Consider the following 15,051-nt stretch of genomic DNA (forward strand, 5'->3'; position numbering starts at 1 on the left):
AAATAGCAGTTATGAAGTTTATGATTGTTTTTTGGGGAGCTTTCCTCTTTTTCTTCTGTGTACCTTTCCCGATTTTCATTTATATGATAACGGAGGAGGTCACAACAGGACCGAGAAATTCATTAGCGGTAAGCTATGGATTTCTCGGTCTTTCTTTATTAATATGGGGATATATTCTCGTATTCTTTATTAATGTTCTTTTCATTAAAACCTTTAAACAGAGGAATACTATTCATTCCATCCTGAGAAACGGTATTCCCAGAGACGCAAAGGTGATGCGTTACCAGCTTTTAAAATATTTTCCAAAAAACAATATGAATGCCATTCAGATTGTTCTTTCATTTCCTAATCTCAGGAATACCCAGATTGAGCATGAGATGATGTTTCATGATTCCAAGCCACAGGAAAAAAGGTTTGATGTGGAAAATCATGTAAAAGTATTGTTAAATCCTAATGTTTCGCAGGAACCTTATTTCATTTTAAGTGACCAGAAAGTTGGATTCAATGCATCGGGAATGATCTTAAGAATTGTGTTTACTGTACTGTTAGTTACTTATATTATTGGCTTGTACTCTTATTTCTATATCAGAGAATCCTCTGATTTTGGCTGGCAGTTTCTCACTTTCATGCATCCAATTATTTTCAGTGGCGTGATGACCCTTATTTATGTATTGGTTTTTCAGTTGATTATAGGGAAGTTTTTTAAGAATAAAATGGAAGAACGGATTCTCTTTGCGGGAAGAAATGCAGACGCTCATATTCTCAGTGTTAGTGAAACCGGAGTTACCATTAACGATCAGCCGCAGATTATGTTTCAGGTAAGCTTCAAAGATTTTAGAGGAAATGAACATATTGCAACCTATAAAAAAATTGTAAGCCATCTGAATCTTTCCTCTGTACCTAAAAAAGGAACTATAGAGATTATGTATGAAGAAAATGATCCAAAGAAGATTATGATTCCGAAGATATTTTAAAAGGCAGGAAGCTGGAAGAGGGAGGCTGGAAGTTAACCTCAGTGTACTAATTTCTTTATGACCTTCATAACTTCCATCTTCCAGCCTCCTTCTTCCAATCTAAACCATCCCGAAATATTTACTTCAAACCGACGTTATTATCTTTATTCCCAAAGTTGATCCTATGAAAATAACCATTATCGATTTATCCAAATCTATTCAGTACAATGCAGGAGATCCTTGGTTTATGAGAGTTAAAATCAAACATAAGCCTCACAGAAAATCCCATTGGCTGATTCGTTTAGCCCTGAATCTTCCCTTCAGACTTTTCCCTAAAAACTGGACAGGTTGGGCAGATGATACGATTAAAAATATGGGACTTCATGCCACTACTCATATTGATGCACCATGGCATTACGGACCTGTAGTAGAAGGAAAGCCTGCGAAAACGATCGATCAGATTCCTTTAGAATGGTGCTATGGAGATGGTATTGTAATAGATTGCAGTCATAAAGAAGATTTTGTAGCCATCACAGTAGAGGATTTGAAAAGTGATCTTGATAAAAATGGAATCACCATCCAGGAAGGAAATATTGTCTTGATCAGAACAGATCGGGATAAATTGATGGGAACTTCTGATTTTGTAGAAAAAGGAACCGGAATGAGCCGTGAAGCTACGGAATGGCTGATCGATCAAGGCGTAAAAGTAATGGGAATCGACCAATGGGGTTGGGATCTTCCTCTGAAATTTATGGCTAAAAAAGCAAAAGAACTCAATGATCCCGAATATTTCTGGGAAGGTCATAGAATAGGAATAGAAAAAGAATATCTGCATATAGAACAGCTTACTAATCTCAAGGCATTGCCGCCATCAGGTTTCAAAGTCTGTGTATTTCCGTTAAAGATTGTAGGCGGTTCTGCTGCTCCGGCAAGAGTAGTGGCTATGATAGATTAATAAAAGTCGATCATGGGCAAAACTTGATGATATTTTAGGAGATGTATTGGATATGCATTTGCTTAGAATGAATCAATGAAATTGATTCCATCCTTTGCTCCCTTAAAAATAAGAGATAATGTGCTAAAAACTTTGCGTTAAATTAAATTCCACAAATACAAACAATATTATCCTTCACCTTTTTGAGACAGGTTCATAAAAAATAGAAAGAGCAAACTTGCATTTGCAAATTCGCCCTTTCACACATTACATTTTTTAGCGTTCTTCGTTTATTTACCCTTTTTTATTGAAAAATAAGGCTCTGTTGTATTCAAAATTCATTCTGGCAATATTCAGAACGGAGATTCCCTGCGGGCACTCCACTTCACAGGCTTCGGTATTGGAGCAGTGTCCGAATAGTTCAGTATCCATCTGGGAAACCATATCCATAACACGTTTACTTCTTTCTTCTTTACCCTGAGGCAGCAATGCCATATGGGATATTTTTGCAGAAGTAAATAAAGCTGCACTTCCGTTTTTACAGGTGGCCACACAGGCACCACACCCGATGCATGCTGCGGAGTCAAAAGCTTCCTCTGCCGTCAGGTGTGTCACCGGAATAGCTGTAGCATCAGGAGCCTGACCTGTATTCACTGATACAAAACCCCCGGAAGAAATAATCCTGTCAAATGCAGAACGGTCTACCTTTAAATCTTTCTTCACCGGAAAAGCTTCCGCTCGGAAAGGCTCTATCAGGATTGTTTCCCCATCTTTAAAAGAACGCAGGTGAAGCTGGCAGGTGGTGGTATTTTTTAAAGGACCGTGAGCGATACCGTTAATCATCATTCCACATTGTCCGCAGATTCCTTCACGACAATCGTGATCAAATTCTACAGGTTCATCTCCCTCAACAATCAGTTTTTCATTTAAAGTATCCAGCATTTCAAGGAAAGACATGTGAGAATTTAATCCTTTAAGGTCATAATTAACCAGTTTTCCCTCACTTTGTTTGTCTTTCTGTCTCCATATCTTAAGGTGTAAATCCATAATTTTTGTTTTTTATTTGTAACTTCTTACCGTTGGCTGTATTTCTTCAAAGGTTAAAGGTTCTTTAACCAGTTCAGGTTCGCCATTTTCACCTGTCCAGGCCCATGCTGAGATAAATTGATAATCTGCATCATTTCTCATTGCTTCCCCATCCGGAGTCTGATACTCTTCACGGAAGTGAGCTCCACAGGATTCGTTACGGGTTAGGGCATCATAACACATCAGTTCCCCGATTTCAAAATAATCGGCAACACGGCCTGCTTTTTCCAGTTCCGCATTCATTGTATCGCCTTGTCCGGAAACTCTTACGTCTTTGTAGAACTCCTGCTTTAGCTTTCTGATCTCCTGAATAGCATACTTCAGCCCTTCTTCATTTCTGGCCAGTCCGCAATAGTCGTACAATAGTTTTCCCAGTGTTTTATGGAAATAGTCAACGGTTTTGGTTCCTTTGATATTCATTAAATCCTGAATCTGGTTTTTAACCGCATTTTCAGCCTGTTCAAACTCAGGAGCATCCGGCGAAATTTTTCCGGTGTGAATTTCATCTGCTAAATAATTGGCAATGGTATACGGAGCAATAAAATAGCCATCTACAGAAGCCTGTAAAAGTGAATTTGCCCCCAGTCTGTTAGCTCCATGATCTGCAAAATTAGCTTCTCCCAATGCAAATAATCCCGGAACGGTCGTCATCAGTTCATAATCTACCCAAAGTCCACCCATTGAGAAGTGGGCAGAAGGAGAAATCATCATTGGTTCTTTGTAAGCATCATATCCGGTGATTTTAAGATACATATCGAATAAGTTTCCATATTTCTCTTTGATCTTATCTTTTCCCTGTTCTTTAATTGCCTTGGAAAAATCAAGATAAACAGCATTTTTCAAAGGCCCGATTCCAAATCCTGCATCAATTCTCTCTTTAGCAGCACGGGATGAAATATCTCTTGGAGCTAAGTTCCCGAATGCCGGATATCTTCTTTCCAGGTAGTAATCTCTTTCATTTTCAGGGATGTCATTCGGTGCTCTGTTTTCATCCTGTTTTGCAGGTACCCAGATTCTGCCGTCATTGCGCAATGATTCAGACATCAACGTTAATTTAGACTGATAATCTCCGGATTGCGGAAGAGAAGTAGGATGCACCTGAATCCAGCTTGGGGAAGCCATTAAAGCACCTTTTTTATGGGCTCTCCAGATGGCGGAACCATTACATCCCATAGCCAATGTAGACAGGTAATAAATCTTTCCATAGCCTCCGGTTGCCAGTACTACGGCATGGGCGGCGTGTCTTTCAATTTCTCCGGTATCTAAATTTCTTACGATAATTCCTCTTGCTTTGCCATCAATAGTGACCAGATCAAGCATTTCATGTCTTGAAAATAACTGTACAGAACCTTTTCCAACCTGTCTCATTAAAGCCTGGTAGGCTCCCAGAAGCAATTGCTGTCCGGTTTGTCCTCTGGCATAGAACGTACGGCTCACCTGAACCCCTCCGAAAGAACGGTTATTAAGGTAGCCACCATATTCACGCCCAAAAGGAACACCTTGCGCTACGGCCTGATTGATGAGGTTTAAAGAACATTCTGCCATTCGGTACACGTTGGCTTCACGGGCTCTGAAATCTCCTCCTTTCAAGGTGTCTACAAACATTCTGTACACACTGTCACCGTCATTTTTATAATTTTTAGCAGCATTTACTCCACCTTGAGCCGCTACAGAATGCGCTCGTCTCGGGCTGTCCTGAAAACAGAATGCTTTTACATTATATCCCATTTCTCCTAAAGAAGCGGCAATAGAACTTCCTGCCAGACCTGTTCCTACAACAATCACATCAAGCTTTTTACGGTTGGCCGGGTTTACAAGCTTGGCTTTCTTTTTATAATAGGCCCATTTCTGCTCCAATGGGCCTTGTGGTATTTTTGAATCTAAAATCATGATGAGGTCTTTTTAATGATAAGTAAAGAATACATAAACAGGCATCAGGGCAAAACCTAAACTGATAATGATAGAGTAGGCTGTTCCAATGATTTTAACCCATTTTACGAACTTCGGATGGTATAATCCAAGTGTTCTTACGGAACTGTACAATCCGTGGATCAGGTGATAGCATAAGGCAATCATAGAAAGTACATAAATAACCACGTACCACCATTCTTTAAATACCGTTACTACCAAAATATATAAGTCCTTGTTTCCATTCTCATCCAATGGTGGATTTCCGAATTTATAGACATACCAGAAGTTTTGAAAATGAATCACCAGAAAGATCAGGATCAAGGTTCCGAGTATACCCATATTTCTGGAAGCCCATTTACTGGCTCTTCCACGTCTGTCGTTCTGATAATCACCACCGGATTTTTTATTTTTCAGCGTAATCACCAAGCCATCTACAGCATGAAGAATGATACTGGCATACAAAACATAAGAAACTATTTTGATAATGATATTTCCTGATAAAAAATGCGAATAAGCATTAAACTGTAGGTGCGCCTGCTCCTGAGGCAGAAAAAGCTGAAGATTTCCGAGGAAATGAATCAACAGGAAGAATCCCAAAAAGAGTCCTGTAAGGCACATCAGCATTTTTCTTGACAATGTTGATAACATATATTTGATTTAATAATTAATAATATCCTAAAACTTTCATCCATAAACCTCCTATAACCATGTAGATAATTAAGAGAACGATTCCTATTTCAAGACCTCGAAGCCACCAGACTTTCAGATCTACATATCCACTACCGAAGAATACGGGTGCCGGACCGTGGCCATAATGAGTAAGCACTCCATAAATTGAACCCATGAACCCTAGCATCATTGCTAAAAGCATAGGTGGAATCCCTAAAGAAACACCAACTCCTAATAGAGCTGCATACATGGCAGCTACGTGAGCGGTAGCACTGGCGAAAATATAGTGACTGAAGAAATAAACGACAATAATAACCGGGAAGGCTACCTGCCAGCTCAGACCTCCGATTTGAACCTTGATAAGATTACTGAACCAGCCAATGAAACCTAATTCATTCAAAGAACTTGCCATCATCACTAAAACAGCGAACCAAACGATGGTATCCCATGCTCCTTTTTCACCTTTTACATCTTCCCAGGTTAATACTGAGGTTAATAGCAATAACGTTAATCCGATAAATGCCGTAGTTGTGGCATCAATAGAAAATGCTCCTCCAAAGATCCAAAGGAATAAAAGAATAAAGAAAGCTAAAAGCATTAACCATTCATTTTTGGAAATAGGTCCCATTTCTTTTAATTTCTGAGCTGCCATTTTAGGAGCATCACCTGTTTTTTTTAATTCAGGCGGATATAATTTATATAAAACCAAAGGAACTACAAAGAATGCTACTAATCCAGGTACAAAACCTGCAGCAGCCCAAGACATCCATGTGATATCAATTCCAAGATTGGCCGCAAACTTCTGACACATCGGGTTACTTGCTGTTCCGGTTAAGAACATAGAAGAAGCGATGAGGTTCATATAGTAACTGTTCAATGTTAAAAAGGAACCCAGTTTTCTATGGGTTTCCGGTTTTTCTGGAACGGAATCAAAGCTTATGGCCATAGATTTCATAATCGGGTAGATAATTCCTCCACCTCTTGCTGTGTTACTTGGAATGGCCGGAGCCAGACAGACATCAGCAAGCCCTAATCCATAAGCCAATCCCAATGAACTTTTCCCGAAAACCCTGATGAATAAAAAGGCAATACGGTTTCCAAGCCCTGTTTTGATAAATCCTCTGGCAATAAAGAATGAAATCCCAATCAGCCAGATCACTTTATCTCCAAATCCGGAAAGCGCTTTGGTAATAGATTTTCCTGCATCTCCGGGAGCAACAACCTGTGTAAGAGCTGTAAATCCGATGGCCATCATACACATTGTTCCCATAGGTGCTGCTTTGAGAATAATTCCTAAAATGGTTGCTGCAAAGATGGCGAACAGATGCCATGCATTCTGGGCAACACCTTCAGGGGCTGGAATGAACCAGATGATTAACGCAACGGCAAATGTGATCGCAACGTTTTTGATATTAATTTCTTTCATGATATTCTATTTAATCCTTAAAATCGACTCTGTACTTGTACAATGAATAGGTTATTATTGTATTGATTGGTATTTTCTACCTGATATTTGTAGCGGTCGAATTGCACGCCAAGCTGAATTCTTGCTCCGTAATTTTTCAGGAATTCAAGTCCTACCATTGGAGTGATGGTCTGTCTTGGGTTGGATGCCATTCTGAAGTTGGTATCCAGATATTCATATCGGCAAGACAATTCGAAAGCACTCAGGTTTTTGTGGTTGATCTCATATCTCAGATTCGGAAGGAAATAAACCCCGCGAATCAGATATTGATCCGGATTATCAGGTCTTATTTCAGGAGCGATGGAGTTGTAAAGAACGTGATTGGTTGCCTGTTTAGCTTCCAATTGCATATCAAGACTCCATCTTGGATCAAACTGAACCATTGAGCTAAGGTCGATACCTACAGCATATACTTTTTTGCTGAAAACTTCACCAATACCTCCATTCAGACCCACATTGAAATTGTATTTCTTGGATAGTCCGAAAAGTAAACGGGTAGAATATTGTTTTCCGTTGTCATTATCATTAACCTGGTTTTTTCCGTTTCCGTTTACAACAGACACCGCATATTGAAGCGGAATTTCTCCCACTTTTACCTGTCCTGTGGCAGAAAGCCCGATCTGGAAACTTGTCCAGCCTAGTTTGCCGAACTCAGAATACTGATTAGACCAGTCCAGAGATTTGATAATATCGATAGGATAAGTCTCCTCAATACCGAACCAAGGTCTGAATTGTCCTACAGTAAATGCCAACTTGGGACTGAAGGTGTATTTCAGATAAGCATTTTCAAGGACTCTGCTTTTAGGATCATTTTTAAAATCTGCGAGGTTAGCCAACGCAACAACTTCCGTACGTTTGCTAATTTGTGCTTTTACCTGAACCCTCATGTATTTCAGCATAAAATTGTTACTGGTTCCTGATCCGTCAGTATGATGAAGGCCGTTTACATCAACATCCTTGCTCATTCCTACCAGATAGCGTGCCTGAAAAAGCCCTTTGATCTGAAGCTGTGGATATTTCACATGATCTTCTTCCTGTGGTTTGGGTATAGTCTGTAAAGAATCCTGTATCTGTGCATTTGCTGAAAACCAGCCCATCAGGATGCACAGGATGAGGCTTCTCTTTTTTAATGAAAAAAAGGCCATATCTATTTATTTAATTTTTGTTTTTTGAAATTTTAAATAAGCATAAAAGTTTCTATCTCTATCTTTGAAAAGTTGAGGTAATGCACTGAACGTGCCCATAAAATGATAAAAACTTCTGCTGCTTAAATCCTTCCGTTACATCTGCGATGTATATTTCTCCAGAAGAAGGAAATGATCTTATATCTCATCCTGAATATTATCATTCAAGATTTTCAAAATCTTAAGTGTTTCCGAAAAGTATCGTTTTACAAAGAAACACTTACGATTAAATCTTTTATTCTAAGCCTAAGAATTTGAAAGATGGAGTTTCTTTGAAATCAGTATTTGATTTACCGTGATACGTCTGATAGTTGCTCAGATCCAGTTTCATTACTTTTCCCTTTGCACTCAGATCAAAATCTTTAAGATCTACCCAGAAGGTGTTGGGCGTGAAAACGGTTTCAAAATAATACACCAGATTTTTCTGATCCGAAACAGAGCGCCATCTTGTAGAAGAAATATTAGGTTCAGTAGGTGAAGAAATCCCGTAAGGTACGGAGCAGTTTCTGATGACACTGAATAGGCTGGCTACAGCAGTACGGGTATCGGCTGTTTTCGGAATGGCGTCAATATAATAAGAGGCTCTTACAAATCGGTCTGCAGCACGGTTGGTTCCCGGAAGCATTACAGTACCCGGAATCCCTTTCCAATAGTTGTTAAGAGCAAGTTGCTCATCAAAAATAGGAGAGTTGGTCATTACCGTGTAAGACGGATCGTGATGAATAACCAGTTTTCCATTGATGTACTCTAATACCGCATTGTCTCCTGAAGCATCGGAAAGAGAAAGATGAATGGTAGTAAATCTTTCTGTTCCCGGAATATTATCACTAACTACTACGAATGATTCTTTTCTTGAAAATTCTACGGCTTCTTTTACGGTTGAGAAGTTGTCAAGATAATACTGTGCCCATAAAGAGATGGCAAGTCCCTTTTTTCCTCCTTTGGGATCAAATTTCGGATATTGAGATTCTCCTAACCATAGCATATTCGCTACTAATCCTTTTTCATTCATTCCATCTGCGGAAGCAATATCCCATGTAGAACTGATGACACTTCCGTATTTGGAGGTCCATTTTACAGATTTAGGACCGGTTTGGCCATTACGGTCTATTCCTTTAGGGAAAACCCAGATATTAGCAGGAATCTCATCACGCCAGTCCATGGAACGGGCTGTAAGAATAGTATTTTGCGGACCTTTGTACACAACTCGGGTACACGCTTCAGACGGATTCCATAATCCTATTGAAAGGGCAAGAGAAAATAAAATTAATGGGAACTTTTTCATAGTAGTATTATTTGTATTTAAAATTTATATTGAATTTATTGTGAATAATTCAATCGTTTTGAAGTTATATTCCTTATTTGGTGATATAAATTTAGTTAAATTTGTTTAAATAACATAATTATTTTAGCTGATAAACAGCATTTCATGTTATGAATCATGGTTTAATGGTTAAAAACACTCTAATTAGAAAATTTTTCGTATATTTTAGATATGTCATATAAAAATCGATTGAAAATGAATAATTTTTCAATGAAAATATATGCTATCTTTTTTGCGTTGTAATTCTCTATGAAAAGGTTGAAAATTAAATAGTAAACAAGAGAAAGCAGTTAAAAAAAAGAACTATATTTGATTGATAGACTGATGAATGATATGAATTTTGTAGAATGTCACGAAGAACCTATCCATATTCCAGGCTCTATACAAAGTTTTGGTTATCTGATTGGCATTGATGCGGAATCCCGTTCCATTACTTTTTTCAGCAGGAATATATTGGATATTTTTAGAATCGGAAACCTGAATGAGTTATTCGACAGAAAACTTACGGACTTTCCTGAAAGTTTTCAGAATATTATTGATTCGGATATTTATACCTCGCTGGATCGCTTTACTAGGCGTGAAAATGAGACGTATTTTGATAAAATCTTTCTTGATGAAAAAGAATACCACTTTTCTGTTTTCAGAAGTGGAGGTTATATTTTCCTTGAATTTGAAGAGGTTCTGATTAATCCTGATAAGCGGATTTCTAATAAATATGATAACTTTTATGTTATTGATGATGAACAGGAGCTTTGGAATCATCTTCTGGAAACGCTTTCTAAAGTGGTGAATTATGACCGAACAATGGTCTATAAATTTATGATGGACGGCTCCGGAAAGGTAATTGCTGAAAAGAAAAATGAAGAGATGGAAAGTTTTCTCGGACTTCATTATCCTGAGTCTGATATTCCGAAACAGGCACAGGAACTTTATCTTAAAAAAAGAAAAAGAATCTTCAGTAATGTCTATGCAGATCCGGTTCCTATCATAAGTAAAACTCTTAAGGATATTGATCTGAGTCTTTCTGCATCGCGGGCAATGTCTCCTGTTCACGGACAGTATCTTAAAAATTCAGGAGTTTCTTCCAGTTTTAGTGTGTCCATTATTATTGATAATCATCTTTGGGGGTTAGTGACCTGTCAGAATGTGGAACCCAAGCATATAGACCTAGAAGATAGGGTACAGGCCGGAATTTTTACAGCATTGGCAGCCAATGCCTATTCTTCTTTTAAATCAAAAAATGAACTGAATTACCGTCTGGAACTGAATGAAAGGATTTCTCAGCTTAAAACGGGTTTTTTAAAGCATAATAATCTGTTTGATTCTCTGTGGGAGAGTAAAACTGAAATAATGAATTTGCCGGAAGCAGATGGTCTTGCCATTGTATCCGATGAAAATATAATTACAGAAGGAACAACTCCAGAATTGGATTGCATCAGCAGAATTGTAAACTGGGCTTTGGAAAATACACTTGACAGAATTTATGTCAATCGAAGTTTTCTTAAAAATCATGGGAAAGAACTGGAGTTGTCTGAAAATGCTGCCGGAATTATCATTTATTTCATAGAAAGGGATAAAAACGAAATGTTGATCTGGTTCCGTAAAGAATTTGATGAGCACATTGACTGGGCAGGAAATCCGGAAAAGAAAATAGGAGTATTTTCTCAAAATGGAGAAGACAGACAAATGATTTCTCCAAGAACTTCATTCCGTATTTTTACAGAAAATATTAAAGGACATTCCAAACGATGGGACTCCAGAAATGTAAGTGCTGTACAGGCAGTGAGAGATCTTATTTTAGAAACTTCTCACAAAAACTATAATGCCATCAAAAGGCTTAATGATGAGCTGAAAAAGGTGAATGAAGAACTCGATAGCTTTTCCTACACCATTTCTCACGATCTGGGAACTCCTTTAACCGTTATGAAACTGAATGCACAAATGCTTTTGGGAAATCTTACTGATGGTTCTGAAAAGAGTAAAACAAAAATCAATACCATTATTGAGGAAATTGACAGCATGGCTGAAATGATGAAGGATGTCCTGCAGCTCAGCAGGGCAAAGCATAGCGAAATACAGCTTGAAACCCTGAAAACGGGTCATACCATTCAAAAGATCTCTGATAATGCGAAAATCACTTACGGAAGTCCGGAAAGTGAAATTATCATTAAGGAGTGTCCGGATGTTCTGGCAGATAAAACAATGCTTCATCAGGTATTTCTGAATATTATCAATAATGCAGTAAAATATTCTTCTCATAAAGATCAGCCTAAGGTAGAAATTGAAGGAATGGAAGATGGGCAAACCATTGTTTACAGGATTTCTGACAACGGAATTGGTATTCCTGAAGAGGAAAAGCATAAGATGTTTAAGATCTTCAACAGGATGGATAATGCAAAGAAATTCAAAGGAAACGGAGTAGGGTTGTCTATTGTTCACCGTATTATGAAAAGGATAGGTGGAAATATAGATTATAAGAGCAATAAAGATGGTACATCATTTATTTTAACGTTCAAAAAACCTTACATTTGAGAAACTTTTAAAACGTTATTATGGTATCAGAATATCTTAAACAGAATACAGCAGACTATCACGATGCAGCCGAGAAAATTTTTAATTCTGAAAAGATTTTTAATAAAACCTTCACGCTTGAAGATTATAAAAAGATCATCCATACCAATTACCTGATGCTTCTTCACAGTGAAGATAAAATATTCAGCAGCCTTGCTGGAAAATATGCTGATAAATTACAGCTTGCTGAAAGAAAGAAGCTTCCGCTTATAGAAAAGGATCTTGCAAGTCTTTCTCTGGAAAATCAATCAGCATCCCACCACCTTGAATTTGAAAATGAACATGAAGCTTTGGGAGCGATGTATGTGATTGAAGGCTCTACGCTGGGCGGAAATGTGATTGCTAAGCAGCTTTCTAAAACGGAAGGCTTTGATGCGGTTACTTTTAACTTTTTCGGATGTTATCAGGAGAATACAGGGCTTATGTGGAAGAGTTTTAAGGAGGTTCTGGATACCGAAGTGTCAGAGGAAAAGTATGGTGAAGTGCTGTCTGGCGCGAAAAAGCTGTATAGTTTTTTACTGAATGTCAACTAATTCCTTTTAATTCTAATAAAATTTCTGAAAAATTGCTCATTTTTTCAGGATTTATTAAATTTGGGAAGTTTCAAATTTAAATAGTAACTAAACAAATAAATAATTAAAAAAGTAACAATATGAAAGTAACTGTAGTAGGTGCAGGCGCTGTAGGAGCAAGCTGTGCGGAATACATCGCGATGAAGAACTTCTGTTCAGAAGTAGTTTTGGTAGATATTAAAGAAGGATTTGCTGAAGGTAAGGCAATGGATTTGATGCAAACAGCATCGCTTAACGGATTCGATACAAAAATTACCGGAACAACAGGAGATTACAGTAAAACTGCAGGTTCTCATGTAGCTGTAATCACTTCAGGGATTCCTAGAAAACCTGGAATGACAAGAGAAGAATTGATTGGTATCAACGCTGGTATTGTGAAAGAAGTTACTGAAAACTTAGTAAAACATTCTCCGGAAGTAATTATTATCGTAGTTTCTAACCCAATGGATACGATGGCTTATTTGGTACACAAAACTTCAGGTCTTCCTAAGCACAAAATCATCGGAATGGGTGGTGCATTAGACTCTGCAAGATTCAAATACAGATTGGCTGAAGCATTAGAAGCTCCAATTTCTGATGTTGACGGTATGGTAATCGCTGCTCACAGTGATACTGGTATGCTTCCATTATTGAGCAAAGCTACAAGAAATGGAGTTCCTGTAACTGAATTCCTTGATGAAGAGCAACAAAAATATGTGATTGAAGAAACTAAAGTAGGAGGTGCTACTCTTACTAAATTATTAGGAACTTCTGCTTGGTATGCACCAGGTGCAGCTGTTTCTGTAATGGTTCAGGCTATTGCTTGTGATCAAAAGAAAATGATTCCTTGTTCATTAATGCTTGATGGTGAGTACGGTCAAAACGACATCTGCCTAGGAGTTCCGGCTATCATCGGAGCAAACGGAGTAGAATCAATCGTAAACGTAACATTAACTGCTGAAGAGCAATTGAAATTCGCTGAAGCTGCTAATGCAGTAAGAGAAGTGAATGGAGATCTTAAATTCTAATTACTGAATTTTATATAGAACCCGCGCGCCCGAAGGGCGCGCGGGTTTGTTTTGAAAATTTATATACATCTTTATCTATATTTTCATCAGTTTTTAGTACCAAATTTGTTAAAAAAACTTTCTCTCCCTTTTTTATCATAAACATAAGGGTCAATAAAAACTTTTGTCCAATTATTTTTAATTTGTGAAAGACTTTTTCCCATGAAATGTTCTAATTCTGTCTTTTTAACATCAATTTTATAAATATTATTTTCAAATGGTAGTATAATCTCAACTTCATTAATAAAACTTGATTCTTTTAGTATTCTTACTGATCCTTCAATAAGTGCTTTTTGAATAGCATCTCCCGTTAACCAATATGCATTGAGATCATCCTTTGTTAATTTAGATTGTGGATTTAATTGTTTGTATTCCGTATAATTTTTTACATAGGAGATAATTGCTTTTTCATTTTCTAATGCAACATTACTAATAGAACCGCCGCCTCGAAGTCTTGAGGCTTCTGTTTTCAGTTGTTCTAAATTTGCGTTTATTGGTTGAATTTCATTAGTTACTTGAGGATTTTCAACTTTTTTTTCATTGGTACAATTTGCTAATATGCATAAAGTTGCCATTAATAGAGCCTTCTTCATTGTAATAGGTTTTCAGATTATAATATATTATTGGGTTTAATAAATATCAATGGTTTGTGCTAGACTTTCAAAGCTGTTGTTATCATAATAATCCAGTTTACTATAACCATTGATGTTGTTGATTGTATAGCTGGCTTTTATGTTTTTTAAATCTTCATCTTCCATGTACATGCCTGTTAAAGGGTTATCTGGAAATCTTGCTGCATCAGCTTTTTTGAAGAATACCAGAATTTGAAAATAACCATTCTGATAATCAGGCTTTACTTCCGAACAATAGTTTTTTAGCTCTTCAAGACTAATGTTATCATCTACTTTGAACAATGTCATTTGATTAAAATTACCATCATTCCTAATTTCTTTTTTAGTATCAATTTTTGTGATTTTCATATTAGTTCTCATAGTTGAATTTTTGAGATGTATTGTATTCGAACTATTAATTCGATTCTTTGAGTTTGTTTCCTTTTGACTACAACTTAAAAGAATTGTTATCATGAAACAGAATGAAAAAAGGATTGGTCTATTCATGGTCATTAAAATTAATTATTCAAAATTAATTGTCTTAATAGAAAGTACATTACGGTAATCCATAAAGACTCTTTGAATAGTTTCGGGGGGGGGCCCCGCGGCGCCCCCCCAAAATAAATAAGCGATTTTATAAATTTTTTGTTGAAATTTTTTTTTAAAAAAACAAAAAAAAAAAAACACAAAACAACACACCAGCAAGATAAAGGAACACGGCGGGG

General features: G+C 37.2%; 13 protein-coding genes. 5 read left to right on the forward strand and 8 right to left on the reverse strand.

All coding sequences use genetic code 11. The features are described from left to right. The first annotated feature begins 11 nt into the window (after positions 1-11). Both J2772_RS16170 and J2772_RS16175 read left to right on the forward strand, forming a co-directional pair. Entirely contained in the window at positions 12-974 is a 963-nt protein-coding gene (locus tag J2772_RS16170; RefSeq protein ID WP_209918479.1) for a hypothetical protein, read from the forward strand. 163 nt (positions 975-1,137) lie between these two features. After that, positions 1,138-1,908: a cyclase family protein gene (locus J2772_RS16175; protein WP_209918481.1), complete on the forward strand. Its 771-nt coding sequence runs from the start codon at positions 1,138-1,140 to the stop codon at positions 1,906-1,908. 273 nt (positions 1,909-2,181) lie between these two features. On the opposite strand, the gene J2772_RS16180 is transcribed toward J2772_RS16175, so the two are convergent. From J2772_RS16180 to J2772_RS16205, 6 genes are all read right to left on the reverse strand, one after another. Further along, positions 2,182-2,934: a succinate dehydrogenase/fumarate reductase iron-sulfur subunit gene (locus J2772_RS16180; RefSeq protein ID WP_209918483.1), complete on the reverse strand. Its 753-nt coding sequence runs from the start codon at positions 2,932-2,934 to the stop codon at positions 2,182-2,184. A gap of 12 nt (positions 2,935-2,946) precedes the next feature. Beyond that, positions 2,947-4,863, reverse strand: a complete 1,917-nt coding sequence (locus J2772_RS16185) for a fumarate reductase/succinate dehydrogenase flavoprotein subunit (RefSeq protein WP_209918485.1) — start codon at positions 4,861-4,863, stop codon at positions 2,947-2,949. Positions 4,864-4,875: 12 nt separating this feature from the next. Further along, positions 4,876-5,532 (reverse strand): succinate dehydrogenase cytochrome b subunit, encoded by a 657-nt coding sequence (locus J2772_RS16190; protein WP_209918487.1) that lies wholly within the window; start codon positions 5,530-5,532, stop codon positions 4,876-4,878. A gap of 16 nt (positions 5,533-5,548) precedes the next feature. Continuing rightward, the gene (locus J2772_RS16195) at positions 5,549-6,979 is read right to left on the reverse strand and encodes an anion permease (protein WP_209918490.1); all 1,431 of its coding nucleotides are present in this window, start codon (positions 6,977-6,979) and stop codon (positions 5,549-5,551) included. A 17-nt stretch (positions 6,980-6,996) separates the two neighbouring features. Beyond that, positions 6,997-8,163: a porin gene (locus J2772_RS16200; protein ID WP_209918492.1), complete on the reverse strand. Its 1,167-nt coding sequence runs from the start codon at positions 8,161-8,163 to the stop codon at positions 6,997-6,999. 274 nt (positions 8,164-8,437) lie between these two features. After that, positions 8,438-9,487 carry a linear amide C-N hydrolase gene (locus J2772_RS16205; protein WP_209918494.1) on the reverse strand — a complete coding sequence of 350 codons (1,050 nt, stop codon included), beginning with the start codon at positions 9,485-9,487 and terminating at the stop codon, positions 8,438-8,440. 348 nt (positions 9,488-9,835) lie between these two features. Here J2772_RS16205 and J2772_RS16210 point away from each other — a divergent pair, with 348 nt between their 5' ends. The 3 genes from J2772_RS16210 (at position 9,836) to J2772_RS16220 (ending at position 13,676) form a co-directional block, all read left to right on the forward strand. Then, positions 9,836-12,058 carry an ATP-binding protein gene (locus tag J2772_RS16210; protein ID WP_245365244.1) on the forward strand — a complete coding sequence of 741 codons (2,223 nt, stop codon included), beginning with the start codon at positions 9,836-9,838 and terminating at the stop codon, positions 12,056-12,058. Positions 12,059-12,078: 20 nt separating this feature from the next. After that, positions 12,079-12,630 carry a biliverdin-producing heme oxygenase gene (locus J2772_RS16215; RefSeq protein ID WP_209918496.1) on the forward strand — a complete coding sequence of 184 codons (552 nt, stop codon included), beginning with the start codon at positions 12,079-12,081 and terminating at the stop codon, positions 12,628-12,630. Positions 12,631-12,749: 119 nt separating this feature from the next. Further along, the gene (locus J2772_RS16220; protein ID WP_209918498.1) at positions 12,750-13,676 is read left to right on the forward strand and encodes a malate dehydrogenase; all 927 of its coding nucleotides are present in this window, start codon (positions 12,750-12,752) and stop codon (positions 13,674-13,676) included. A gap of 86 nt (positions 13,677-13,762) precedes the next feature. Here the strand turns inward: J2772_RS16220 and J2772_RS16225 are convergent, their stop codons facing one another. Both J2772_RS16225 and J2772_RS16230 read right to left on the reverse strand, forming a co-directional pair. Next, positions 13,763-14,308, reverse strand: a complete 546-nt coding sequence (locus J2772_RS16225) for a hypothetical protein (RefSeq protein ID WP_209918500.1) — start codon at positions 14,306-14,308, stop codon at positions 13,763-13,765. A 36-nt stretch (positions 14,309-14,344) separates the two neighbouring features. After that, the gene (locus J2772_RS16230; RefSeq protein ID WP_209918502.1) at positions 14,345-14,707 is read right to left on the reverse strand and encodes a hypothetical protein; all 363 of its coding nucleotides are present in this window, start codon (positions 14,705-14,707) and stop codon (positions 14,345-14,347) included. Positions 14,708-15,051: the final 344 nt, after the last annotated feature.

This window comes from Chryseobacterium jejuense (assembly GCF_017877355.1).
Taxonomy (GTDB): Bacteria; Bacteroidota; Bacteroidia; order Flavobacteriales; family Weeksellaceae; genus Chryseobacterium; species Chryseobacterium jejuense_A.